The sequence below is a fragment of the Brevibacillus choshinensis genome, assembly GCF_001420695.1.
Taxonomy (GTDB): Bacteria; Bacillota; Bacilli; order Brevibacillales; family Brevibacillaceae; genus Brevibacillus; species Brevibacillus choshinensis.
Genome location: NZ_LJJB01000013.1, coordinates 114,769 through 138,937, shown reverse-complemented (window position 1 = coordinate 138,937; position 24,169 = coordinate 114,769). Strand labels below are relative to the sequence as shown.

At 48.3% G+C, this 24,169-nt stretch carries 23 protein-coding genes; 4 read left to right on the top strand and 19 right to left on the bottom strand.

Features of this window, described 5'->3' with window-relative positions; translation table 11 throughout:
• Position 1 precedes the first annotated feature (1 nt).
• The 11 genes from AN963_RS20885 to AN963_RS20835 all read right to left on the bottom strand — a co-directional run bounded on the left by AN963_RS20885 (position 2) and on the right by AN963_RS20835 (position 12,262).
• Entirely contained in the window at positions 2–1,414 is a 1,413-nt protein-coding gene (locus tag AN963_RS20885; RefSeq protein WP_055746497.1) for a serine hydrolase, read from the bottom strand.
• Position 1,415: 1 nt separating this feature from the next.
• A complete protein-coding gene (locus AN963_RS20880) occupies positions 1,416–2,243 on the bottom strand; it encodes a GNAT family N-acetyltransferase (protein WP_055746496.1) in 828 nt (275 codons plus the stop codon).
• Between the two features lie 18 nt (positions 2,244–2,261).
• On the bottom strand, positions 2,262–3,389 hold the full coding sequence (gene menC / locus AN963_RS20875; RefSeq protein ID WP_055746495.1) for an o-succinylbenzoate synthase: 1,128 nt from the start codon (positions 3,387–3,389) through the stop codon (positions 2,262–2,264).
• A 2-nt stretch (positions 3,390–3,391) separates the two neighbouring features.
• Complete coding sequence (locus tag AN963_RS20870) at positions 3,392–4,381, bottom strand: ABC transporter ATP-binding protein (RefSeq protein ID WP_055746494.1); 990 nt, start codon at positions 4,379–4,381, stop codon at positions 3,392–3,394.
• Positions 4,378–5,364 (bottom strand): ABC transporter ATP-binding protein, encoded by a 987-nt coding sequence (locus tag AN963_RS20865; protein WP_055746493.1) that lies wholly within the window; start codon positions 5,362–5,364, stop codon positions 4,378–4,380. Before AN963_RS20865 ends, AN963_RS20870 begins: the two co-directional genes overlap by 4 nt.
• A gap of 27 nt (positions 5,365–5,391) precedes the next feature.
• Complete coding sequence (locus tag AN963_RS20860; RefSeq protein ID WP_055746492.1) at positions 5,392–6,285, bottom strand: serine hydrolase; 894 nt, start codon at positions 6,283–6,285, stop codon at positions 5,392–5,394.
• Positions 6,286–6,316: 31 nt separating this feature from the next.
• Positions 6,317–7,177 (bottom strand): ABC transporter permease, encoded by an 861-nt coding sequence (locus AN963_RS20855; RefSeq protein WP_407922566.1) that lies wholly within the window; start codon positions 7,175–7,177, stop codon positions 6,317–6,319.
• Between the two features lie 67 nt (positions 7,178–7,244).
• Positions 7,245–8,165, bottom strand: coding sequence for an ABC transporter permease (locus AN963_RS20850; RefSeq protein ID WP_055746491.1), 921 nt, complete (start codon positions 8,163–8,165; stop codon positions 7,245–7,247).
• A gap of 20 nt (positions 8,166–8,185) precedes the next feature.
• Positions 8,186–9,823, bottom strand: coding sequence for an ABC transporter substrate-binding protein (locus AN963_RS20845; protein WP_055746490.1), 1,638 nt, complete (start codon positions 9,821–9,823; stop codon positions 8,186–8,188).
• 26 nt (positions 9,824–9,849) lie between these two features.
• Positions 9,850–10,716 carry a MurR/RpiR family transcriptional regulator gene (locus AN963_RS20840; protein WP_055747810.1) on the bottom strand — a complete coding sequence of 289 codons (867 nt, stop codon included), beginning with the start codon at positions 10,714–10,716 and terminating at the stop codon, positions 9,850–9,852.
• A 76-nt stretch (positions 10,717–10,792) separates the two neighbouring features.
• Positions 10,793–12,262 carry a M81 family metallopeptidase gene (locus AN963_RS20835; RefSeq protein WP_055746489.1) on the bottom strand — a complete coding sequence of 490 codons (1,470 nt, stop codon included), beginning with the start codon at positions 12,260–12,262 and terminating at the stop codon, positions 10,793–10,795.
• Positions 12,263–12,645: 383 nt separating this feature from the next.
• On the opposite strand from AN963_RS20835, the gene AN963_RS20830 reads away from it, so the two are divergent.
• The gene (locus AN963_RS20830; protein ID WP_055746488.1) at positions 12,646–14,121 is read left to right on the top strand and encodes a protein adenylyltransferase SelO; all 1,476 of its coding nucleotides are present in this window, start codon (positions 12,646–12,648) and stop codon (positions 14,119–14,121) included.
• A gap of 166 nt (positions 14,122–14,287) precedes the next feature.
• On the opposite strand, the gene AN963_RS20825 is transcribed toward AN963_RS20830, so the two are convergent.
• Both AN963_RS20825 and AN963_RS20820 read right to left on the bottom strand, forming a co-directional pair.
• On the bottom strand, positions 14,288–14,587 hold the full coding sequence (locus tag AN963_RS20825; RefSeq protein ID WP_055746487.1) for a hypothetical protein: 300 nt from the start codon (positions 14,585–14,587) through the stop codon (positions 14,288–14,290).
• Between the two features lie 74 nt (positions 14,588–14,661).
• Positions 14,662–14,877, bottom strand: coding sequence for a helix-turn-helix transcriptional regulator (locus AN963_RS20820; RefSeq protein ID WP_055746486.1), 216 nt, complete (start codon positions 14,875–14,877; stop codon positions 14,662–14,664).
• 164 nt (positions 14,878–15,041) lie between these two features.
• Between AN963_RS20820 and AN963_RS32040 the strand changes: the two genes are divergently transcribed.
• Together AN963_RS32040 and AN963_RS20810 are read left to right on the top strand one after the other, a co-directional pair.
• Positions 15,042–15,476 carry a helix-turn-helix domain-containing protein gene (locus AN963_RS32040; RefSeq protein ID WP_407922559.1) on the top strand — a complete coding sequence of 145 codons (435 nt, stop codon included), beginning with the start codon at positions 15,042–15,044 and terminating at the stop codon, positions 15,474–15,476.
• A 274-nt stretch (positions 15,477–15,750) separates the two neighbouring features.
• Positions 15,751–16,281, top strand: coding sequence for an ImmA/IrrE family metallo-endopeptidase (locus tag AN963_RS20810; RefSeq protein WP_055746485.1), 531 nt, complete (start codon positions 15,751–15,753; stop codon positions 16,279–16,281).
• 404 nt (positions 16,282–16,685) lie between these two features.
• Here the strand turns inward: AN963_RS20810 and AN963_RS20800 are convergent, their stop codons facing one another.
• Entirely contained in the window at positions 16,686–17,183 is a 498-nt protein-coding gene (locus AN963_RS20800; protein ID WP_055746483.1) for a zinc ribbon domain-containing protein, read from the bottom strand.
• 560 nt (positions 17,184–17,743) lie between these two features.
• Here AN963_RS20800 and AN963_RS20795 point away from each other — a divergent pair.
• The gene (locus AN963_RS20795; RefSeq protein WP_055746482.1) at positions 17,744–18,046 is read left to right on the top strand and encodes a hypothetical protein; all 303 of its coding nucleotides are present in this window, start codon (positions 17,744–17,746) and stop codon (positions 18,044–18,046) included.
• A 251-nt stretch (positions 18,047–18,297) separates the two neighbouring features.
• On the opposite strand, the gene AN963_RS20790 is transcribed toward AN963_RS20795, so the two are convergent.
• The 5 genes from AN963_RS20790 to AN963_RS20770 form a co-directional block, all read right to left on the bottom strand.
• The gene (locus tag AN963_RS20790; RefSeq protein ID WP_152985707.1) at positions 18,298–18,597 is read right to left on the bottom strand and encodes a (deoxy)nucleoside triphosphate pyrophosphohydrolase; all 300 of its coding nucleotides are present in this window, start codon (positions 18,595–18,597) and stop codon (positions 18,298–18,300) included.
• A 97-nt stretch (positions 18,598–18,694) separates the two neighbouring features.
• A complete protein-coding gene (locus tag AN963_RS20785) occupies positions 18,695–18,979 on the bottom strand; it encodes a hypothetical protein (protein WP_055746481.1) in 285 nt (94 codons plus the stop codon).
• Positions 18,980–19,007: 28 nt separating this feature from the next.
• Positions 19,008–19,973 (bottom strand): DUF4268 domain-containing protein, encoded by a 966-nt coding sequence (locus AN963_RS20780; protein WP_055746480.1) that lies wholly within the window; start codon positions 19,971–19,973, stop codon positions 19,008–19,010.
• 470 nt (positions 19,974–20,443) lie between these two features.
• Positions 20,444–21,232: an SDR family NAD(P)-dependent oxidoreductase gene (locus tag AN963_RS20775; protein WP_055746479.1), complete on the bottom strand. Its 789-nt coding sequence runs from the start codon at positions 21,230–21,232 to the stop codon at positions 20,444–20,446.
• Positions 21,233–21,310: 78 nt separating this feature from the next.
• The gene (locus tag AN963_RS20770) at positions 21,311–24,058 is read right to left on the bottom strand and encodes a BTAD domain-containing putative transcriptional regulator (protein WP_055746478.1); all 2,748 of its coding nucleotides are present in this window, start codon (positions 24,056–24,058) and stop codon (positions 21,311–21,313) included.
• Positions 24,059–24,169 lie beyond the last annotated feature (111 nt).

Here is a 24,169-nt window from a genome sequence, read left to right as displayed (position 1 = left end):
GTCACGCCTCCTTGATTTCTTTGATCAGCTGGCGGAAATGGAAGGAAACTCGGATGACGCTGCCAGAATCGTCACGGATAAAGCGGATCCATTTTACCAAACCTGTGCTCATCTCAAAGGCAAAGCTATCTTCGCCAACCGGTCTCAACGAATAATCCGTCCCTTGCATGGTTAGTACGAGCCCACCGCCATCTCCGAAAGAAACCTGCACCTGCTCGCCTTCGCCTGATTTATACACACCTGTAAAAGCTTCTAGCTCGTCGGACGAAACAGGATAATCGGAATAACTGACGATCGATTCTTCAACTGGAAGTGACTGCGCTGTGTTAATGGTTGCAGCCAGTAGTTCTGCCGAAGGGGCACCGTCCAGATTGGTCAAGACGACGCAGGTGATGTTCTCCTCAGGCACAATGCACAGCTGGGCAGCGATCCCTTTTAGCGCTCCACCGTGTTCAATCAATGTTCCTCCACGAAACTCAGGTGTGACCATAAATCCGTACCCATAATGACGAGACGGCTCCAGTCCAGCATAGTTGCCGATCATTTGCTGGACGCTCTCTTTAGAAAGGATTCGGTTCTCTCCGACTGTTCCACCTGTCCGGAAGATTTCGGCGTAAGAGAGCATATCGCGACCGGTCGATTTCAAAAAACCAGCAGCTCGCATCGACGGCGCATCCCACCAAAGTGGCGCAGCGAATACTTCTTTTCCTTCCTCGGTTTTTTTGCTGGTGTAGAGGGTCGTAATGTTGTCGTAATCACCCAAATCCTCTGTAAAAAACGCGGTGTGTTTCATGTTCGCCGGATCGAGCAAATGCTCTTTTAGAAAGCTTTCGTAGGTTTGCCCGCTGACACGCTCGATAATGGCCCCAAGCAACGCGTAACCATCATTGCTATAGCTGAATTCCGTACCCGGCTCTCCCAGCAACTCAACATCTAATTCATCGATAAAAGCCATCAGCTGCTCATACGTATCAATCGGCTCATGTGCCGTAAGATCAAATTTGCTTCCTGTTTCCTTTAACGCAGGGTCGATCTCCATGCTGCGCCGCATCGCATAGTAAAGGGATGGTAGCGAAGGCAGCCCGGACGTATGCGACATGAAATGCCCAATGGTGATTTTTTTGGTCAGCTCCTCATCCTTTGTCCGAAACTCCGGCAAATACTTGACCACCGGATCATCGACAGATAGCTTCCCTGCTTCCTGCAGCTGCATGATTGCTACGCAGGTAAACGACTTCGTAATGGAGCCAATGCCAAATACTGTATCCAGTGTCACTCCTGCTTGTTGCTCAGCATCCCGATAGCCGATGCCTTTCGTATAGACGAGCTCCCCCTCTTTGGCAATCCCGATAAAGGTACCTGGGAGCTTGGCAGTTTCCATCAACTTTTCTGCATACGCTTTCAACTGTTCCATGTCACTTTTCCCCCTTTACATTTCGCTCCAGCACATACGCATGCACTGGCTCGTCATTCTTCAGCAAGCCGACTACTACATAGCCTTGTGAAAAAGCTTCCTTGCAAAGGTTGCGCAAAGCAAGACGCCACTCCATAGCTGTGGCGAGATGCTCTTGTTTCAGCTTTTGGATCGCTGCTGGTACCGCGAGCAAGATTCCCTCGTATTCCCCTAGCCCCTGCCGCACTACTGGGAACGGTTGTTCATTCCTCAGCTCCCAATCAAGCACATAAGGATACTCACACCAATCATCACTATCAACGGGGGAACCTTCTATACAATGGACGACACGCTCTGATGTCAGTTCCCACTCCAGTAAAAACCGATCGGTCGGCATGCCTTTATTAATGCCGTCGCCCATGTCCCCATAGTACGAATCCAGGTAGGTGCTTACTGTTCCACCCAGCTTGCACAGATTCAGGTAGGCATTCCGTGATTCGAGCGGATCATACGTCCACGTCATTTTGTCATATCCATTTTCGATTGCCCAGTCTCTCTGGCTGAGCTTGAGCTGCTTGCCTATTCCCCAGTCGCGATATTCGGGTAAGATCCCCAACATATGGGAGCACAAATGCGACTTGCCCTGTTTGAAACCAGCAAAGCCATAACAAAATCCGACCGGCTTCTCATCGTGGAAGGCGGCTATAACGACCCCACCGTTGTGGATCGCGGCCATCAACTGCGGAACGGGTGAGATGCTACTCGGTCCCCAAATCCTCCGTTGCAGGTCTTCCATTTCCACCATCTGAAGGGCAGTGGTCATCGTGCGGTATTCCAATTCTGGCCGCATCTTTTATTCACCTCGGAATCATATCGACACGTTTGTCTGCTCGTAGCTTTTTTCCATTACTTGCAAGGACTTCACTACATCCCAGTTAATCTCGTAACCAATCCCTGGACCTACTGGGACTGCGAGTATACCAGGCTTGGCGAATTCGACCCCTGGCGTGACGATGTCCTGTTCCCAGTAACGGCTGGATGTCGCGGTATCGCCCGGAATGGTAAAGTTGGCGAGAGAGGTAATCGCAATGTTGTGTGCCCGACCTACACCGCTCTCAAACATGCCTCCGCACCATACCGGGACATCATGGGCCAGACAGAGGTCATGAAGCTTCTTGGATTCCGTAAGTCCACCGACACGGCCTACTTTGATGTTGATAATTTTGCAGCTGCCCAGTTCAATCGCTCGTCTGGCATCTTCATACGTATGGATGCTCTCATCGAGGCAGATCGGCGTCTTCATTTGGTGCTGGAGTCGAGCGTGGTCGACGATATCATCATGGGCAAGTGGCTGCTCGATCATGATCAGGTTGTAGTTATCCAGTTCTTTGATGAGATCGAGCTGATCGAGGGAATAGGCGGAGTTGGCATCCGCCATCAATGGCAAGGAATCTCCAAAGCGCTTACGCAATCCCTCAATTAGAGCAATATCAAAGCCCGGTTTAATCTTCACCTTGATTTTCTTGTAGCCATCCGCGACAAAGCCTTCTACCTTATGAACGACTTCTTCGACGGACTTCTCGATGCCGACACTGACTCCCACTTCAATTTCTTTGCGAGTGCCGCCCAACGCGTGAGCCAGTGAGATTCCTTTTTGCTTTGCATACAGATCCCAGACTGCGCCCTCCAGAGCCGCTTTCGCCATTTGATTGCGACGGATCGGGGCAAAGAGACGGGCCACGTCCTCAGGCGACTCAATCGGATTGTTTAACAGGATCGGAATCAGGAACGTCTCCAGCATGTAGAGAACCGTTTCTGTCGTTTCTTCATTATAAAAAGGTGTCGGCATGGCTACGCTCTCCCCATAGCCTACTTCCCCTTCACTGTGCACACTGACCAGCAAGAAGTCCCTCTTGGTCTGCTGTCCAATGCTTGCTTCAAACGCTTCTTTTAGCGGCAGATGCAATCTTTTTATCTCCACTTTCTCGATTTTCATAGTCATTTGCTCCTCTCGTCGTCCCCGTATAAATGGCAGGCCACGACATGATCTTGATTCATTTCGAGTTCGGTTGGTCGAACGGTTCTGCAAATGTCCATCGCATGCCGGCAGCGAGGGTGAAAGGCGCAGCCGACAGGTGGATTCGCCGGGCTAGGGACATCTCCACCGAGAACGATCCGTTCCTTCTTTTTTTCGGGATTTGGGACAGGTACTGCTGAAATCAATGCTTGTGTATAAGGGTGCAGAGGCCTTTCAAAGAGGCTCTTTTTATCCGCGATCTCTACAATCCGCCCCAAGTACATGACCGCAATGCGATCACTAATGTGGCGAATCACTCCTAAATCATGGGAGATGAACAAGTAGGTCAATCCCATGTCATCCTGCAATTCATCCAATAAATTCAAAATTTGCGCCTGAATAGATACATCCAGAGCAGAAACCGGTTCATCCGCTACAATCAGCTTGGGCTTTACTGCAATAGCACGTGCAATTCCGATGCGTTGCCGCTGTCCGCCACTGAATTCATGCGGGTAACGATCTGCATGCTGTGGATTCAAGCCAACCAGACTCAACAGCTCTAGTACTCTCTCGCGCATCGGACGTGGGTCTGTTTGGGTAGCACCCGCAGACAATGCTTCGGCTAATATGGTAGAGACAGTTAATCGTGGATTCAGCGATGAGTAGGGATCCTGAAAGATGATCTGCATTTGGCTGCGCATATTTCTCAGCTTGGCTTCCGGCATGGAAATCAGCTCTTCCCCATCAAAACGGACGGAGCCATCGCTAGGCTTTACCAACTGCAAAATACTGCGGCCTGTCGTTGACTTTCCACAGCCACTCTCCCCGACGATTCCCAACGTCTCCCCTTTTTTTAACTGAAAAGAGACGCCATCTACCGCCTTGATATGACCGGAAGTCTGCCCGAATAGCCCCTTTTTCATAGGGAAGTACGTTTTGAGGTTATCTACCACCAGCAGATTTTCGCTCATATCGCCACCTCCTTATCCTGATAGACCCAGCAGCGGACGGAGTGCTTCCCCGTACTGATGACAGGTGGTTTTTCCTTCCTGCACTTTTCTACCGCATGCATGCAGCGAGAGCTAAATGGACAGCCTTCCTGCACTTCTCCCAAAATCGGCACATTCCCGTCAATTGGCGTCAGCCTGTTGCTCTGTGTCTCCAGACTCGGGATCGACTGCAAGAGTCCTACGGTGTATGGATGCTTGGGATTGGAGAAAATTGTCCGCACATCTGCTTCTTCTACAATTTCGCCGTAGTACATGACCATCACGCGGTCAGCCATTTCCGCCACGACACCCAAGTCATGGGTGATCAGCAAAATAGCCGTCTGCGCCGTCTGTTTCAAATCGTTCATTAAGTCGAGAATCTGGGCCTGAATCGTTACATCCAATGCCGTTGTCGGCTCATCCGCAATGAGTAGGTCAGGCTCGCAAGCCATCGCCATCGCAATCATGACCCGCTGCTTCATCCCACCCGAGAGCTGATGGGGAAAGTCATTGACGATACTCTCCGCCCGAGGAATCCCTACCTTCCGCAGCATGTCGATAGTCTTGGCACGCCGTTCTTGTTTGGTGAGGCTCGTATGCAGCCGGTACACCTCATCGATCTGCTTCCCGATCGTATGCACCGGATTCAGTGAAGTCATCGGCTCCTGGAATATCATGGAGATATCGCGACCGCGAATCTGACGCATTTCATGCTCTGTCAACTGATTCAAGACCTTTTCTTTAAACCGGATGCTGCCGTCGAGCGCCCCCGTTTTTTTCGAAATAAGTCCCATGATCGACAGCGAGGTCACGCTTTTGCCGCAGCCTGATTCTCCCACCAGCGCTACCGTTTCTCCCGCTCCGATCTGAAAGCTGACTTGATTCACTGCCGTAAACGTTCCTCGCTCTGTTTTCAATTTCAGAGAGAGCCGTTCGATATCCAACACGGTCTCGTTCTGTTTCATCGTCTAGCCCCCCTCCCTTCGATCGCATTACTCCTCGCTGTGGGCAAAATGTTCATAGGCGGTAAGCGTCAACCGAGCAATCATGCGCTCGCCCTCTTTTGTCGAATGGTTCCCGTGCGAAAAGGCAGCGATCGTAAACGCGCCTTTGCCTTCTGGGAGGTAGACGATGCCCACATCATTCACAACGCTGCCGATTGTTCCGGATTTGCAGGCAATGATGGTCTTGTCTGGCAAAAGATACGGAATACGGTTGCGCAGCTGCTGCCGCTTCATGATGTCGAGAATACTGTCGCAGGCTTCCTGCGACACCAATTGTCCGGTAGCGATCAGCTCCAGCAATTTGCCCATGTCAGCCGGTGTAGCGACGTTGTTTTCCGGGATCGGTTGAAAGATCACGCTATCCGCGTCGATACCAGAAGTCTGGAATTTTTGCTTCAGCTTATGAAAGCCTTCCAGCCCTTTTTTCTCTCCACCCAACCCTCCGCCGATACTAAGTAGTTCCCAGCAGCTATTTCGAATGGAAATATGGGCAAGCCCCAGTTCTTTCATAAACGCTTCCACACGTTCCGTTCCTACCAGCTCTAGCACTTTGTCGGTCCCAAGATTGTCGCTGACGATAATCATCAACATCGCCAGATCCTTGACGGCTACTTCTGCTCCTGGCAAAAACTCTTGGAGCACCCCTGACCCGGGAACCAAATCATCTTCCGTCAGACGAATGCGTTGCTCCAGACTTAGCCTTCCTTCGCTTACATCACGAAAAAGGGTAGCTAGGATCGGCACCTTGAACGTGCTCGCCATTTGGAAATAGTCATTGCTATTGATTTGCGCCTCTTCCTGTGTCTCCAAGTGTTTCACTACTACCCCAAAAGTCGCGGAAGATTCCGATAGTACTGCCTCCAGCTTTTCCTGCAAACTCATGTACATGCCCCTTTCGCTATGATCAGCCGATTTATTTTGGATCAAGCGCATCGCGCAAACCGTCGCCCAACAAGTTAAAGCCTAGAACCACCAGCATGATTGCCATACCAGGGAACATGGACATCCACCAAGCCTGCCCCAAAAATGCCTTGCCCACATACACCATGGCACCCCATTCCGGCATGGGCGGCTGCGCACCCAGACCGAGAAAGCTGAGAGCCGCTGCGGCGAGAATACTGCTACCGAATTGCAAGGTCATCAAGACGATGATCGGGGATAATATATTGGGCAAAATGTGCTTGGCTAAAATCACAGCATCCTTGATCCCCAACGCCCGCACTGCTTCGATGTACTCCTTTTCCCGAATCGTGAGGACAGAAGCACGTACGACCCTGACGTAGGAGGGAATCACAGCGATGACGATGGCGATCATGGCATTGGTCAAGCCTGGCCCCAACACGGCGATGATCGCGATAGCCAACAGCAATGCTGGCAAAGCGAGCAAGATATCCATCACCTGCATGATGTAGATTTCCAGACGCCGATAGTAGCCTGCGATGATCCCCAGCGTCACGCCGATAGCCGACGCGATGGTGACGGTAATCAAGCCTGTCAAAAGCGAAATTCTACCGCCATACAGAAGGCGAGAAAAAATATCGCGCCCAAAGTCGTCCGTCCCGAGCAAATGCTTGGCACCGGGTTCCATCATGCGGTCCTTGAAGTTCATCTGATCAATCGGATAAGGCGCTAGCCACGGCGCACAGACACAGCCGATGGTAAACAGAACCAAAATGATGGCACCGGCCATCGCCGTCTTGTTCCGAAACAGTCGTTTGGCCACCTGCGACCAGTAGGATGGTGATGGAGTCACCGGAGATTCCGCTGCTCGAATCGGTGGGTGCGTCTCATGTCCCACTTCTAGTTGGCTCAAGTTTCCACTCACGTTTCCTCACTCCTTCCTAGTCGTATTTAATCCGTGGATCAAACCAGCTGTACAACAAATCGACGATCAGATTGGTTAGGGCAAACAAAAATGCGATAAAGAAGACAAGCCCTTGAATCGTCGGTAAATCCCGCTTCCCGATTGCCTCAATCGCCAGACTGCCCAAGCCCTGCAAGGAAAAGATCGTCTCTACCACGACCGCACCTGCCAAGAGTGCCCCAAATTCCAGACCAATCAGCGTAATGACCGGAATGATCGCATTTTGCAGCCCGTGCTTGAGAATGACCCACTGATGAGGGGCTCCCTTTGCCTGAGCGGTACGCATGTAATCCTGTTTGATCACATCCAGCATGCTGGAGCGTGTCATCCGGGCAATCATCCCCGCTTCTCCCAAAGCAAGCGTGACAGCCGGCAAGACGAGTGAAAAGAATCCATCGTATCCCGAAATCGGAAAGATCGGGAATCGGTAGGCAAAGATCCAGATGAGAAACAGAGCGATCCAAAAGCCTGGCGCCGAAATCCCGATCAAAGAGAAAAAGACTACGACTCGATCGACCCATGTGTTCTGCTTCACCGCGGAGACGACGCCGACGATCACCCCTATGACCGTCGCAAGCACCACGCTGTACAAGGCCAGTTGGAAAGTGATCGGGAATCGATCCACAATTTCTTGCCAAACGGTATAACCCGTGATGTATGACGTGCCCAGATCGCCTTGCAAAAGCCTCCCGAGAAAGCTGAAATACTGGACAACCCAAGGCTTATCGAGCCCCAGCTGTGCATTGAGTGCGGCTATCGCCTCATCCGTGGGGTAATCCCCGAGCAGATACTGCACGGGGTCCCCTGGAATCAAATGCACCAACAGAAAGATGAGGATGGTGACGCCGAGTAGCGTCCCCAAGAGCGACAATATTCTTCGAAACAGGTATCGTTGCAAAACGCCCCACCTCCCTTTCGTTATTTCGTAATGCTGATGTCTGCAAACGGAATGTCACCAGTGAATGGGTTCATCTTGTAGCCCTCAATATTGCGCGTCGCTGTTACGGACTCGCTCACGTACAGAGGTACCCACGGTGGATCCTTCACCAGGATTTCTTCCGCTTCTTCGTAGACTTTCATCCGGTCTTCTTCTTTCATCGTCGTGCGACCTTTGGCGAGCAGCTCATCTACTTTTGGATTCGAATAGTGGACGCGCTTCGAATTATTGGTCTGCATCAGCAGGTACAGAATATCTGGGTCATTCAGCCCGAAAAACAGCAGGAAGAGCTCGTGATTCCCTTTTGTTGAACGATCTTTTACGGTCGCTATATCCGTCACCGCGATTTTGATGTCCACGCCAATCTCTTTCAGCTGACTTTGCAAGATTTGCGCAACACGCTGCAGCGCTGGATCATCGGACAGGAGCAATTCAAAGGAGAGCGGTTTGCCACCTTTATCCGCGATGCCATCTCCGTTGCTGTCGGTATAGCCTGCCTCAGCCAGAAGCTGCTTCGCTTTGTCCACATTGTGGCCGTACATTTCCTTTGCCATGTTCTCGATCTTCTCACTGTAGCCAGGGATGGTCGGAGGCAGTGGGCCATAGATTGGTTTGGCAAATCCAGACAGGGCATACTGCACGATTGGCTCCCGATCTACAGCCATCGCGATTGCTTGCTTGATACGTACGTCCTTGAAGATCTCTTTCTGGTTGTTAAAGCCAAGATACTTCATGCCTTGTTCCATGGAGGTTTCGATTTTGGTGCCAGGAATCGCTTTTAGTTCTTCTACATACGTGCTCGGAACCTCTTGCAAGATGTTAACCGTCCCTTTTTTAAATTCGAGGATGCGCGTGTCATCATCTTTTAGGAAGCGGAAGACGAGCTTGTCGACGTGTGCTGCCCCTTGGTTATCAGCGAAAGGCAACGCCCATTTGTAATCCGGGTTTTTGACGTACGTCACGGACGCTCCCCGTTTTACTTCCGGGTTCATGAACGGCCCTGTAGCGAGAGGTGCCTCTCCGAATTTCTCCCCTTTTTCCTTGAGCCGTTCTGGATCAAAAGGAGCGAGGAAGGTACCTACGAGCATGTTGGCGAATGGAGCAAACGGTTCTTTGAAATACACCTTCACCGTTTGTGCGTCCGTCGCCTCGATCTTGTCAATCGGACCTGCGAGATCTTTGACCGGCGAAATAGCAGCGAACCGCTCGATCGATGCTTTGACGGATTCTGCTGTCATTGGCGCACCCGATTGGAACTTGACGTCTTTACGCATCACCAGCGTCCATACTTTCCCGTCATCGGAGACCTGCCAGGATTCAGCCAGATGAGGTACCAATTTCCCCTGCAAATCGCGGCTCAAGATGGAATCGTACGGCTGGTTATTGGAATTGTCCAGCCATGTTGTTATTTGTGGGTCCAGCGTGTCGGGCTCGATTGGTGCCGCCACGACGAGAGTGCCTCCACTCGTTGCTGCCTGTGGAGCCGTTGTTGGATTTGAATTCGTGCCTGCGGAGCTAGTACCTGTGCCAGTAGTACTGGTTCCCGATGAGCAAGCAGCAAGCAGCAAGGTAACACTGAGTCCGATCGTCGCCAAGCTGGTATAACGCCTCTTCTTCATGAACATTTCCCCCTTTGTATGTTTGACTAGCTTTCTTGGACGAACGGATAAAACTGCTCGCTCGATTTGTCGTACCGTTGAATCCTATTTTTTACCCGTTCCTGATCGATCTGGGACACGCCGCTCACCAGCGCATTTAACAAGGTAAAAATCGAAGACATCCCTCTTAAAGTGGCGGGAGGTGGCGTCGTTACCTTGAGCAGGACGTCAGCCACAGGCCCGAGCGGACAAAGCTCATGATCCGTAATCACTAAAATCTTGCTCCCCTTTTCTTTGGCCGCCTTGGCAAAAGACAACGTATCCTGCAAGTAACGGGGAAAGACGAGTGCAATCATGAGCCAGTCTTCGGTTATTTCTGAGATTAATTGATTGGCATCGTCGATCTGTCCTCGGTAGAGGTGTGTATCACCTTTGATAATATTTAGCGCGAATGATAGCCAGTAGGCAGGTGCAAAGCTAGAACGACCGCCCACGATAATGATTTTTTTCGCTTTGACAATGCTCTGGGTGGCTTGATCAAACAAGTGACGGTCGAGTCCATTCAATGTTTTTTGGATAAAGGAGACATCCTGTTCCATGGTAAAGGAAATCACGTCGTCGCTATCGTTAAACTCATAGGCCGTATCATGGAAGGATTGCACGACGCTCTCTCGAATGACCGGAAACAACAGCATTTGACGAAGTTCATTTTGAAGCTCGCTAAAGCCGGAATAACCCAGAGAGTAACAAAGGCGAATCACTGTTGTTTCACTTGTCCCACTGTTAGCACCTATCACTTTCGCTGGATGGAGAGCCACCTGATTCGGTTCATCGAGAATATATTTTGCTACTAATTTTTGCTGGTTCGTCAACTGCTCATATGATTTACGAATTCTCTCGTGCACGCTCTCCACCAAATTCCTTATCCCCCTCTGGCTGATTCACCCGTTTTCCTACACGTCTGCCTTTTGCTGACCTACCCTCTACCTGCTAGGAACGATTGACAGGATCGAGTGGATATACCGGTCTGTTCAAGCGTTTGTAGTCAAACGACTGGAACCGCAGTGTAGTCAGCCCTGGCGAATCTACCGTAATGATCTGCGCACTGATCGGCTCAAAGCTCGCCCGGAAGTGCTGGCTGGATTTCAAAGAAACGATTTTGAATTGCGTGACATCGATACCGTGCAGAAGATAGATCTGCTCATCCAGCACCTGTGTCTTGACCGAGCAGACGAGAATGTCTACCCCATTTGCTTGGAGTCGGACCGATTTGCCGAGATTGACTGGCTGCCCTTTCCCCATCGGAGACGAAGTAATGAAGCAGCCATCCGTCAACGATTTGACATACGCTGTAAGTGCAATCGGCTCCCCGTGCAGGTTGTCTGTTTTGCCACCTAGCTGCACCTCAATCGTCGCGCCGACACCTTTTTCATGAGCCAGTGCAGCTACCTCTGGATCGTAGATAAATCCAAAGCAGGCATCTTGCAAGTCTGCCTCCAGCATCGCTCTCAGCAGGTACGTACCATCCCCTGGTGTACCGCCACCCGGATTATCGGATGTTTCATTTAGCACCACGGGGAACGCTGTTGCCGCTTTGGCTAATTCGAGTCCCTCTTGCGGAGTTAGTACCTGCGGCTCGAATTCCTCGCGCTTTTCCCAGATCAGGTTCGCGATGTCCTCTGCCGCTCGCTTTGCCAGCGCTTCATCGTTGTTTGCCACCGTGACAACCGTCACACCCAGTTCTGGAATGTCCGTGTACGGAAAGCCGTGGAAGAACGCACAGTCTACCATTCCCGGCTCCCGCTCCCATTTATAGCACGCTTCGTTAATATCTTTTGCTGGAGATAGATTCGTCGTAGAGGTCGGAACAATCAGTGGCAGCGTCGCACGGTACATGCGTGGTACAAGTTCACCATTGACCATCTTTTCCGCCAGCTCGACTGCTTCCAGACCGCGTTCGTAGCAATCGACGTGTGGATAGAGATGGACACCAAGCAAAATATCTGCCTCCGTTATCATCTCGTCCGTGATGTTTCCGTGAAGATCGAGGGTGACAATCAGTGGAATGTCGTAACCGACTTGTTGGCGAACTGCTTTTAGCAGAGCTCCTTCTAGATCGTCAATGCCCTCAGCGACACCTGCACCATGCAGAGACAAGCAAATCGCATCTACTTTTCCCGCTGCTGCAATTCCTGTGAGCAATTCATCCTGCAGGGAATTGAAGGTTTCTTTCGTAATCGTGCCCGCCGGGTAAGCGCTTGCAGAAAATGCACCTACCACTTCAATACCACGCTGCTCGGCACCATCAATCATTCCGCCCAGGAAATCCCGCACTCCTCTGTGATTGGTCAAGATTTGCTCGCCCCGTGCCCACTCCCAGAGCTCAAATAACTCGCGGGTTGTAGGGACATTTGAGAACGTGTTCGTTTCGTGCATGACCTCTGCAATTACGATTCTCATCTCTCTTAGCCTCCAATTTGTATGGAATTTTCACGATTGCGGCAATTGAAGTTTACACTTTAAAACGAATACATGAATGAAGTTGTAACTCTAGTTGCATTATAAGCGTTGCTTCGGAAAAGCTCAATATCAAATTCTGAAAATAATTACTATTGTGGTTTTTTGTCGGTAAAAGATTTTTGTCATTTTTGCACTTCTTCTACCTGTTCTCCAGATCGTGGTGGCAGTGATAGAATCCAGTGTGCTCGGGTACATAAAAAGGAGTCATCGTAGTGTGTGTAAAGGGTTATAATTAATTGGCAGAAGTAAACAATAAACAAAGATTGTCTCATAGCAAAAGAACGATCATACCTACCATAAGGTCAAAAGATAAAGGAGATCCAATGATAGAGAAAAACGGAGTAATAGAAACGGGATGGAACTTTGACAACAGCTATGCCCGACTGCCGAAAGCATTTTTTAGCAGGCTAAACTCACCGCCTGTGCGTGCGCCGAAGCTGGCTATATTAAATGGACCGCTGGCAACCTCCCTAAGTCTAAATATCCAAGCGTTAGAAAGCGAGGAAGGCGTCGCTTCGCTGGCTGGCAATCGGATTCCAGAAGGCGCCGAGCCCCTCGCCCAAGCCTACGCCGGCCATCAATTCGGGCATTTTACCATGCTAGGAGATGGCCGAGCTCTGCTGCTGGGTGAGCAGATCACTCCCCAAGGTGAGCGAGTAGATATTCAGCTAAAGGGCTCAGGCAGAACGCCCTACTCCCGTCGAGGAGATGGTCGAGCAGCTCTCGGCCCAATGTTGCGCGAGTACATCATCAGCGAAGCCATGCACGCCCTCGGCATCCCGACCACGCGCAGCTTGGCGGTCGTCACTACCGGTGAATCCATCTATCGCGAGACCGAGCTACCAGGTGCCATTCTGACCCGCGTGGCTGCCAGTCATATTCGCGTCGGCACTTTTCAATACGCTGCGAAAGGGTGCACGATCGAGGAGCTACGTGCCCTGGCGGATTACACCTTGCAACGGCATTATCCGGATGTGGCTGACGATGACAACCGCTATCTTTCGTTCCTTCAGGAAGTGATCAAGCGCCAAGCCTCGCTCATTGCCAAATGGCAGCTCGTCGGCTTCATTCACGGCGTCATGAACACCGACAACATGGCCATTAGTGGAGAAACCATTGACTATGGTCCTTGCGCCTTCATGGATGCCTATGACCCCGCGACGGTATTCAGCTCCATCGACGCTCAAGGCCGCTATGCCTATGGCAACCAGCCGTATATTGCGGCGTGGAATCTCGCGAGATTTGCCGAGACTCTGTTGCCTCTGCTGCATGACGACCAGGAGCAGTCTGTCAAACTGGCCGAGGAAGCGATTGCCGAATTTCCAAAGCTGTATCATCGGAATTGGCTTGATGGAATGAGGGCGAAGCTGGGGATTTTTAACGAAGAGGCTGAGGATGAAGCACTCGTTATTGAGCTGCTTAATGCCATGCAGAAGGTTGGAGCGGATTATACGAATACTTTTCGGGCATTGACGTTTGAGAAGATCGAGGAGCCGGTCTTGTTTGGTACTCTGGAGTTTGCCGAGTGGCAAGAGAAGTGGCAGGCGAGATTGGGGAGGCAGCAGGAAACGGCAGAGACCTCTCATGAATTGATGCGGGAGAATAATCCGGCGGTGATTCCTCGGAATCATCGGGTGGAGGAAGCGCTGGAGGCTGCGGTAAGCCAAGGCGATTATAGTGTGTTGGAGCGGCTGCTTGGGGCTTTGTCGAGGCCGTATGCGCATTTGCCAGAGCAGGAGGAGTACGCTGCGTTGCCTGATTCATCTTGTGGGCGTTATCAGACTTATTGTGGGACTTGATATTGGGGATTGGTAAACCCGAAGTTTACCGATGAACGTTTTGCTCATCGAAGAATGTATTCAACTGACAATAACAAAAAGGACGCCTCGAGAATGTAGGCGCCCTTTTTCTTTTCCCAGCTCCCCTGTCTTTTTCTTAAGTAAAGAGATTAACGCAATGCGCCCCTCAAATACTTGAGTATTCAATCTTTTCCTCATCGACTTTTTTTCGAAATTCAGCCAACCTCTCTGCATACAGTTGATTTTGCCTCTCCCCCTCCTGTACAAACAAAGTCATCAGCTTTGCGTCATATGTAAAGGTCTGCTCTAAGGCTTCTAGCACCCGCCGATTCCAGTCATGGAATTCTTTCATTTCAGCCACCCTCCCCCTGCGACCTATTTTAGAAATCTGCGTGCCGCTAGTGTAGCTGCATTCATTCATCTGTGTCATGTTGGCTACTTGGCGACCGAAAACATCTGCTTCCATCCAATCATTCACTCCTTTCCGTTGTTAATTTCCAATTAAAGTTTTGGTTATCCTATGTCTATTCAAGTACGATTTCACGGAAAATGTTCCTTTAAGGAACCTTCTTCTTTAAAAAAGCTCGTCCAATCGAAATCAAGGACCTCAGCAATCACTTTGGCTACCTTAACAGTAGGTGTTTTTACATCGTTTTCGATATGGGTGTAATAACTTCGCGAGATCCCGCACAATTCTGAAGCCTGTTCCTGCGTAAGACATTTTCGCTCACGCCTGTCTTTTAGCCATTCGCGCATATGTAATCCCCCCCCTCAATCTTATTAGGATTATATACCTAGCTTTATTATATGTTCCTTTAGGTAACATGTTAATAGGGTTTTTACACTTATAGTAACATTTATTTGTTGTTTCTGAGAGTAACATTATAATTGAGGTATTCTCTTGGATCGGTGGTTTTTTTATGGATGAATTTGATATGAATAATTTTGCTAAAAAACTGAAAAATGAGAGAGAAAAAAAGAAAAACCTGGATCCTAAATGGACTCAGGGATACGTTGCACAATTAATTGGTGTTGCACGCCCTACCTATACAGCATATGAAAATGGAACAAAACAGCCGCCAATGGAAACGGTCAATAAGATCGCAAACCTCTTTGCGATCTCTACAGATTACCTGTATGGAAAAACGAATAACCCTACCCCAACTACAAGAAAAGACGACTTACTAAATTTGGCGACAAGTATTAGCCGTGCCTTTCATGATTTTGATGCATTACCCGAAGATGAAAAGCAATTTTTATTCGAGGAATTACCTGAGACGGTTAAATGGAAACTAGAGGAATTCAGGAAGCATAAGGCGCGGATATTGGAGCAGGGCAGGAAAAATCATAACTAATGGGAATACCTTGCAGCTTTTACAGGCACGAACTCCTAGGAGCGTGTCTGTTTTTTTTCATCACAAGACATCCAACATAAAGAACATTTGTTCCCTGCTCTATTTATGAATATAATTCAATTCAAGAATATCGCAATGGAATCTTACTACGGAAAAACTTATGGCGAATACTGAGTAGTCTCGTTTTAGCGTTGAGCCGAACAAATAATGTGCCAGTCGGCTCATTTTCTTGCCCGTTAACACGAGCCCATGCACTCCTCAGCGGGGGATCCAGATGCTCCATTATTACGAACGAACCATCCTGGAAGAATGGGTCGAGAAATTTTACATCATGAATAACATCAGAACCCCTTCGGACTTATCCATCGAAAACATTTCTGCTTTATTAGGAATTGGTGTGACATTCGCCCCTGGAGTCAGCGACGAAGTCATGTTTGATGAAGAATATACACATATCTTCATCAATTCACATTATTCCCCAGAGCATCGTTGGGAAGTGTTCTGCCATGAGCTATGCCATCCTCTCAGACATATGGGGAATCAGGGCAACCTTCCGAATGAATTTCGAAAACTGCAGGAAATGGAGGCAAATGCATTTCAGTTCTATGCTGCCATCCCCTTCTTCATGATCCGTAAGATCAGAATACCGGAGCATGAAAATGAAATGATCGAGCTGCTTGCCAGAGAATTCGGAGTAACACACCGATTTGCGAAGAAGCGATTGGAGCAAATCCAGCGAAGGATCTCGCATGGTCGAGTGCATCAGGAAATTGCAAAGAGCATTTCCGGTCAAAAACAAAGCTGAACAAGGCAACTGGTCAGATGAAACAAAAAAGCTGTTCCGTTTGGCTAAGCACAAAGAAAACTTCAAAAGGGGCGAGAAATTTGTAGAAACCTCCAAAATAGTCCCGGAAATACACTTGCTTGATTTCGCGTTCCTCAGGTACTGCTCCTCCAGACAAACTGTACTTCCCATTCTGTTTGCAGCATCTTTTGATTCCTATTACTTTCTTCCCAGCAAAACTTGCTGGAGCACGGGAACTTTTCCTTTGTCTAGGATTCCAGGGAGAATGACACATCTTGTCAGGAAGGTACGTTTCTAGTTCTATCTTTTTTTGCACAAGAAATAACCCGCCTCTGAATTCTGTGGCAGGCTAGAATTAACACACAAGATAGACTGTTATAATGAACACCGGCACCGCTTGACTACTACCTTGAAGTTCCGCATTTTCCACAAAATCGGTCATTTTGACTTAAGGGCTCGTGGCATTTCCAGCACGTAATCATTGTACTTTCCGTGGTGGTTTGTGCAGCTACCACGTCAATCGTGACCACCTGTGTAAACTCATGGCCGCACTCCGAGCAGTATTTGACCTCCGCCTGATTCAGTCTGCCACACTTGTCGCAGTTCTTTTGGTGATTCAACTCAAGTATTTTCTTGTTCAATTCAACAATTTCCTGTTGCCTGGAGCGAATTTCTTGGCAGAACTGTACGATATTCCCCTTTGCCTTTTGATCCAATGTTGGTTCCGAACCGATTTCGTCTGAGCTTGATTCGAAAACAGATTGGCCAATCTTTTTAAATCGTTCTTGAATTTCTGCCTCTAGGGATTGAATATTCAGGCGGAATTTATTGACTTCGACCAATGTTTTCGCTTTAGAGCCAGCATCGGTAACGCCTTTTTTCATCTTGTCAAAAAAACTCATCGAACTGCTCCTCCTTATCATGGATGTGATGTATCTACACTACATTACTCACATCCTTAACCATGTATTCTGTTTGGCGAGGAGATACAAGCAGCATTTTCTGTTGGCCTTTGTCCTTTGCGTGTATTTTCGTTTGTCTCCACACGTTAAAAACGCCAGAACTCCATCTTGTGCAGGTGTCGATCTGACGCTCCCTTGTCGTTGTACTCCCAGCAAGCTCACTCTAAAGCTTCGCCAGCGGAGATGCCTTGCTTTTCTAACATGTAGGAGTAGCTTCTTGCAAACCCTTTTAGTAGGTATGGGAACAAGTAAACATTTTTCAAGGCTTGTCCCAAGACTCGTACAACTCTCCCTGCTTCTTACGCCTCTGCGAGTTTAGCACCCCGTAAAAGAAAGGCCTTGATTCATCGTGGTTATGCCCATCCTCCCTCGCCTCACTAGGCGTTCGTACAAGCAAAACTAGTCAGATTTTCATACAGTAATTCTAGTTTCGACAAGTAAAGGGGAAGAGCAATGTGTCCTCTGCTCATTACTATCAGTAAATGAAAGGAGGAACGTCCTTGAGAAGACAGCAGCCAAACGGGAGCCAGGATCGTATGACACCAGAATTTATGGAATGGCTCAAACTGAAAAATGTCACCAGGCGGCAATTGAGAAAAGATCCAGCGGCATTGGATCTGTATCATCAGGAATGGACGAAGACGAGAAGGAAGCATAGGCCGAAACGCCCCTCATTGCTTCAGATGATACCCAGCCTAAATAACATGGACTTGGGTACAGTGGTGGGGAATGTGCAAATAGCTAAAGAATTATTCAATGCCTATCGCGATATACGGGGAAAAAGTATTTTTAAAAACATTTGAACAGCATGACATAAAGGGAGAGCGCAAGCTCTCCCTTTTGGATGATCGTAGCAAAGCTAGAAAGCTGGCAAATACGCATAAACTGGTTAGTGCTTGTAGGATGAAACACATATAGTTTGTGACAAAGTGAATTATTGTATGGATATGTATGGTGAACGCATAACGCGCCCCCCAATCTTTTGAAACAATTCAATATACTGTTTTTGCACCCAAGAGGTCTAAGCATATTCATAGAAACAAGTTTCAGATACTTATGCTTCCTTTTGTAGCATCTCCACAAACTTTATATCAGCCGGAACAAACAGATATTCTTGCAGCTGATCACGCTCGACCCATCGGTACTCATCGTGGTCTACTAGCGATATTTCACCGCTAATGTACTTTGCCATGTGTGCGAATAAACGATTATGAGTAGACCCATAGAAATGATCGTTTACTCCGAACGGCTCATACGGCGTGATTGAGATGTTCATCTCTTCCCGCAGTTCTCTTTGCAGGCAAGCTTCTACCGTTTCTCCCTGCTCAATCTTACCGCCTGGGAATTCCCACATTCCTTCTTGGGATTTGCCTTTTTTTGCGTCTTGCGATTAAAAGTTGACCTTGAGTATTTTGGATTATGGCTGCGGCTACTTTGGGGGCTCCTAAAAATTATTTCGTTTCCATTTTGAAATTGTACTTCTTATTTATTTTCTGTGCGATACCCGCCAAGAATGCATCTACGGTCATGTTTTCAACCTCATTCGTGTACCAGGCCAATTTTGCTCCTTTGGCAACTCCGTTATATTCCACTTCTAGCGGCATGTAAGTCTTTAAAGTGTAGGTATAATCAAATGCGACAAACAGTTCGTTCCCTTTTGGACATTCTAGATATACGGTATATTTGGGATTCTTGTATTCCGGTTCAAACTTAACTCTTTTGATTTTCGTCAGCATCTTGATTTCATTCTCCTCCCTCGTTTTCCTACTCATTGCCTTTCGCTAGATATTCGGCTCCCACTCTTCGCAGCCGCGACAGATTGGGGGCAATCCACTTGAACAGTTCCTTTCTGTAGGAGGCATCGTCCTCCGCTCGCGCTTTGTCATAAGCATAGTTCACGGCAATTCTGCAAGACTTGGCCGAACCCATCTCGTCCCATAGGACTGTTTCCCCATCCATGATCTTTTCAATCTCAATCTGCTTTCTTTTCAGCATTTCATAAGCTTTTTCATTTTGTTCCCTCGTTGAAGCACTTAACAAAAGCTCAATTCGCAGCTTAGATCCCTGCCCCATACAGACATTCACGCTCACACCGGACTTCCCGACGGAAAAACCTACCCAAGAATCCGCGGAAGTTTGACGGCCCTTTGCATTTGGATGATTGTCAGCGGCGAGATAATCGAACATTTCTTGCCAAAACATCCTGCGAAAGGTATGGCGGGGAGCATCCTCTCGTTTGTATGCCTCACGCAGATTGCGAACAAAATGGCTCGGTGCCGTTTCGACGTAAAACTTTACTGCTGGCAATGACTCATTGATCCGAAAAGCTTCTGGTCTGACCAGAAAAAAGTTCACCTGCTCGTCCGTAATTTCGTTCAACCACTCTACCGCTCTGCGATGCTCATCTTCCACATACGGCGTCACCCATATAATGACGGAAGCATTCAGGCCCGCTGCATACGTGACCAACTGCCCCAAGTGCTTGTGGTCACTCTTTTCCAGCTGATTTTCGATAACGACGACCTTGTCCGTCCCTACGACCTTTCCTACTACATCCAGCTCGTATTTCCCTACAGCCTTCTCCGTCTGCTCTACCTCGATTGGAAACCCGATTGCCTCAGAAAGTGCCTCTATATTTTCAGCCAGCCACGGCGTGAAATCTCGTTCCTCGTTGCTCCAAAGCTCACGCGGATCAATGATCTTGATCTTTCCCAATTGAACGGTGTTCAAGAGTAACCCTCCTCTTTTTTCTATGCTTGTTTGGTTCCCTTCGATTCTTTTCTGCGTAATACCTGCTTTGTCGTGGGAATTTTGTCTGTGTGTTCAGGATAACAAGTAGAGTGACACATCTTGTCAGGAACGTATGTTTTGGATTTGTATCAGTTGGTGCGATGAGCTGCAAGCTCTGTAACCACGCTTAATCTATTCATAGAGATGCTTACTGCCAATAGCGTTTTCAAAACAATGAATACGACTTGCGGCGTCGAACAAAGATATAAGCTCGAGAATCTTCTTATTCAACTCTACGATTCCCAGTTGTTAGGAGCGTATTTCTCTGCAAAATTGCATGCCATTGTCTTTTGTCTTCAGATCAAGGGATGGCAATCACCGTTTATTTGTTTGCTTTTCCAGTGAAAATAGAAAAAAACCAGAGCAAAGGCTCCGGTCCATTCTCATTAGGACATCCTTTTCAATGCATCTTACTTTCCCAACGCCTCAAGCATCACACGATCCATCTCATTCATAAGACGAAAACCTCCATCCACCACGACAGAGCTACCAGTTACAAAACTCGTTTCAGGCTGTACCAGCATCGACACCACTTTGGCGATATCCTCAGGTTCCCCGATTCGTTTTAACGGTGTGGTTTCGGCGAGCCGATCCTCTGCCATGCCCAAAATTCCCTGGGTGAGAGCTGAGCGGATGACGCCAGGCTTGATTGCATTGACGGTGATCTGATAGCCAGCAAGTTCTTTCGCCGCTGCTTCTGTCAAACCGACGATCGCATACTTGGCAGCCCCGTAGTGGGAAAAACCGGCCAGTGAAGTCTCTGCGGCCAAGGATGACATGTTGACTACTCTACCATACCGATTTCTCATCATCAGCTTAGCTGCCTCTCGGAGACAATAGAACGAGCCGTGCACATGAACATTGAACATCCGCTTCCATTCTTCGTCAACCATCTGCGTGAGCAGCGACGGATTGCCCGCAATTCCTGCGTTATTAATGAGAATATCTACTCGCCCACATGTTTGATCCACATTTTCAAAAAAACGTGCGACCTCCTCCGAATCGGACACATCCAAACGATAAGAGGTAGCCTGATTTCCGTTTTCCTTGATTTCTGATACGACTCGTGATGCGCTATCTTCTTGCAGGTCTGCAACCCATACATGCGCTCCCTGCTTGCTCAGCTGATGGGCAATTGCTCTGCCAATGCCGCTACCTCCGCCTGTAACTACCGCAATTTGTCCGTTTAATGAACCCATCTTCTTCAGTCCCTTCTTTCAGCATTTGTTAATGCTTCCAAAAGTACTGAATCCTTTTTACAGAAATCTTACGGGAATTCATTTTTTCCTTACGATGTTTTCTTTTTCATCCAAAATAAGATCCAATTGCATCGGGATGCCCAGTTCCTCCTCCAGATACCTTTTCCCCCGGGCATAGACTCGTCTCGCTTTGACAACGAGCTTTGCTTCCAGCAATCGTGCTACGTATTCCTGGTAGATATGCTCGCTATAGGGGTCTTCCTCCAGAATTTTATCGTAGTAGTGTATACTACGCTCGATATGCTTTTGATCCCAATAATAGCTAGCTACCCCCTCCAACACCCTCATGTAGCACGAACGAAGCATTTCTCTCTCTGCTACAAGAAAGGATTGATAGGGAAAATCTCTAGCATAATCACCGCGATAACAGGATTCCGCTTTTAAAAACTGATCAATCGTCAAGGGAGTTACTCTCCACTCTTTCCCTGACGTCCATTGAAGAAAGTCATCTGCATCCACTCGGATATTTTCCATCGACAAAAAGTAGTTGTCGCCATCTTGCTTGACATACGCTGAATTGCGACCATTATCCAGCTCAGGTTCTAGATTCTTGCGTAATATAGACAAGGAGACGTAAAACTTGTTTAAGGCCGTCTCCATGCCATCATCCGGAAACAGCTCTTCCATGATGTAGTCCTTCGTCAACCTTCTTCCTCGATTGGTCAGCAAAAGCAGGAATAAGTATAAACTTGTTTTTCTCGTGATATTGATATTCTCCTGACCACATTGGATGATGAACTGCCCCAGTATGTTGATGCAAAGGTGCTTAGCTTCTAAAGCCAATGGTCGACTTTTAACGGATATACCCTCATATGTCTGGGAGGCTTTCAGTTCCGCTAGCACCCTCTCGCTGAGCCGATAAAAATGGGTGTACTTCTGAAAGTATCGCTGCGCTTCACATAAGCATTCTTCTGCCAACTCTGGTTCTTGAGCATGGATATAAGTAATCCCCAACTCCATGTTTGCCCAGCCAATATCGGTATCGATCCGGAATCGGGAAGCGTGGCTGACAGCTTTTCGCCCCCATTCAATTGCCTTTTCATACTCGCGTCGCAGTCGGTATAGTTTGTTCATGGAACTGTAAGGGAAGGCTTTGGATGCCTCATCACAGAGGTCGGATACCGCGATGGTTTCCTGGATGAAGGTCTCGGCAGAGTCGAGCTCCTTCTGCATCAGCAAGACCTCCGCCAAATTCCACAATCCATGCATCAGCACATGAGGGGGTATTCCGTGATGCTCAGAGTAAGACAAAGATTGGCGAGCATAGCGAATCGCGTCCGCAGGCTTGTCTTGTAATCGACAATTCTGCGATAACATTGACAGGTTCAATGCAACCAACGCAAAATCTTGCGCCTGTTCGGCCCCCTCCGCTGAAGCGAGAAATAACGCCTGCGAACGTTTGATATCTCCGCGGTAAAAATAGATATTCGCTAACCGATGCTGCAACTCGGCTGCCAGGCCGTTCTTCTCCTGTTTTCGCTTGATACTCTCTTCTAGAACGGGGATGAGCTCCTCCATAATAGCGAGGGGTACACAGCGAAACAAAAACAAGCTGGTCGTTGCCAGAGAATGATCCGGTGATAAAGCTTCCAGCGCTCCATCTACAACGTGCAAGAACCATTCTGGACGATAGCGATTCACCATGATTCTCATCAGCCTCGCTGCCTCCAGATACTCATTGCCCCATGTATAGTGGACAAAAGCTCTCAAAAGCTGCTGGTTTTGCTCGTAAATGCCTCCCAATTGGACATGCTTCTGGTTTATTTCTGCCTGACTCACTTCACTCTTCAAGCGTTGATAGAGAAATACCTTGAACAACTGATGGTAGCGATACGCTCTCCGGTGATCCCGGTAGATAAACAAATGATGCGTGTGCAGGTGATCCACCATTTTTTGCGCATGACTGATGTCCAACCAGCGATTGATGATAGCTGGTTCCAGTTCCTCAAGCAAACTAGTATGAAGCAAAAAATCCTGGAGTTCTTCGTTCTGTTGTCCCAATACTTCCGTAACCAAATAGCTGTAAATGTCTTCTGTGATTCCCATGTGGGTGATGAAGTGCTTACGTTGTGTATCATTCAGATTCTTCAACACATCCCATAGCAATACCAGACTGGCAGCCCAGCCCTCTGTTTTGCGCAATATCAATTGCATTTCTTCCAACGAAATGTCCAAGTGAAAAAGTTCTCTAAACAGGCTCTCGGTTTCTTCCAAATTGAATGCCATATCTTGCGTAGACAATTCTGCCAGCTGCTGCCGCAGCTTCATCTGGACCAAAGGGAGGTCAGGCTTCATGCGCCCAGTGACGATAAATGTGATAAGTGGGGGGGACGAATGAAACAAATGCACCATGATCTGCTTGATCTCTTCTTGATCCTTTAACAAATGATAATCATCAAGAACGATCAGTATGCGTTCCTCACATGCAGCCATCATCGCCACAAGCTGATCAATCGCCTGTGCAGCAGTCCTATTTTCATTTGCATCCGGCATCTTCTCTCGGCCCACATGCTTCCCCAGGCCTGCCGTCAGATATGCCAGAAACGTATGAGGATTGCGATCTGAGGTTTCCAAACGGTACCATACCGCTGAAATGCTCCTAGCCTTTAGATAACTTGAAATAAGGGTTGTTTTGCCATACCCGCCCTCGCAAGTAATCGAGAGAAGCGTTTTATGTAGATGTTGGTCGAGGAATAGAAACAGTCGTTCTCGCGGAAAACATTTTGTCAGCTCTGGGGGACTCAGCTTGGACTCGAAAATCTTCATTGTGATTTCCCCTCCCAAAACTTTTTGATAATACAGAAAATTATACAACGCAGTCCACAAATAAGAAAGATCAGTAAGAAAACCCTTATCTAGACGTTCCCGATACTGTAA

What these genes read in the sequence shown, in the direction of transcription:
- AN963_RS20885 (WP_055746497.1), bottom strand. Translation starts at nt 1,414, where the DNA reads ATGGAACAGTTGAAAGCGTATGCAGAAAAGTTGATGGAAACTGCCAAG.
- AN963_RS20880 (WP_055746496.1), bottom strand. Translation starts at nt 2,243, where the DNA reads ATGCGGCCAGAATTGGAATACCGCACGATGACCACTGCCCTTCAGATG.
- menC (WP_055746495.1), bottom strand. Translation starts at nt 3,389, where the DNA reads ATGAAAATCGAGAAAGTGGAGATAAAAAGATTGCATCTGCCGCTAAAA.
- AN963_RS20870 (WP_055746494.1), bottom strand. Translation starts at nt 4,381, where the DNA reads ATGAGCGAAAATCTGCTGGTGGTAGATAACCTCAAAACGTACTTCCCT.
- AN963_RS20865 (WP_055746493.1), bottom strand. Translation starts at nt 5,364, where the DNA reads ATGAAACAGAACGAGACCGTGTTGGATATCGAACGGCTCTCTCTGAAA.
- AN963_RS20860 (WP_055746492.1), bottom strand. Translation starts at nt 6,285, where the DNA reads ATGAGTTTGCAGGAAAAGCTGGAGGCAGTACTATCGGAATCTTCCGCG.
- AN963_RS20845 (WP_055746490.1), bottom strand. Translation starts at nt 9,823, where the DNA reads ATGAAGAAGAGGCGTTATACCAGCTTGGCGACGATCGGACTCAGTGTT.
- AN963_RS20835 (WP_055746489.1), bottom strand. Translation starts at nt 12,262, where the DNA reads ATGAGAATCGTAATTGCAGAGGTCATGCACGAAACGAACACGTTCTCA.
- AN963_RS20830 (WP_055746488.1), top strand. Translation starts at nt 12,646, where the DNA reads ATGATAGAGAAAAACGGAGTAATAGAAACGGGATGGAACTTTGACAAC.
- AN963_RS20825 (WP_055746487.1), bottom strand. Translation starts at nt 14,587, where the DNA reads ATGGAAGCAGATGTTTTCGGTCGCCAAGTAGCCAACATGACACAGATG.
- AN963_RS20820 (WP_055746486.1), bottom strand. Translation starts at nt 14,877, where the DNA reads ATGCGCGAATGGCTAAAAGACAGGCGTGAGCGAAAATGTCTTACGCAG.
- AN963_RS32040 (WP_407922559.1), top strand. Translation starts at nt 15,042, where the DNA reads ATGGATGAATTTGATATGAATAATTTTGCTAAAAAACTGAAAAATGAG.
- AN963_RS20810 (WP_055746485.1), top strand. Translation starts at nt 15,751, where the DNA reads ATGCTCCATTATTACGAACGAACCATCCTGGAAGAATGGGTCGAGAAA.
- AN963_RS20800 (WP_055746483.1), bottom strand. Translation starts at nt 17,183, where the DNA reads ATGAGTTTTTTTGACAAGATGAAAAAAGGCGTTACCGATGCTGGCTCT.
- AN963_RS20790 (WP_152985707.1), bottom strand. Translation starts at nt 18,597, where the DNA reads ATGTGGGAATTCCCAGGCGGTAAGATTGAGCAGGGAGAAACGGTAGAA.
- AN963_RS20785 (WP_055746481.1), bottom strand. Translation starts at nt 18,979, where the DNA reads ATGCTGACGAAAATCAAAAGAGTTAAGTTTGAACCGGAATACAAGAAT.
- AN963_RS20775 (WP_055746479.1), bottom strand. Translation starts at nt 21,232, where the DNA reads ATGGGTTCATTAAACGGACAAATTGCGGTAGTTACAGGCGGAGGTAGC.
- AN963_RS20770 (WP_055746478.1), bottom strand. Translation starts at nt 24,058, where the DNA reads ATGAAGATTTTCGAGTCCAAGCTGAGTCCCCCAGAGCTGACAAAATGT.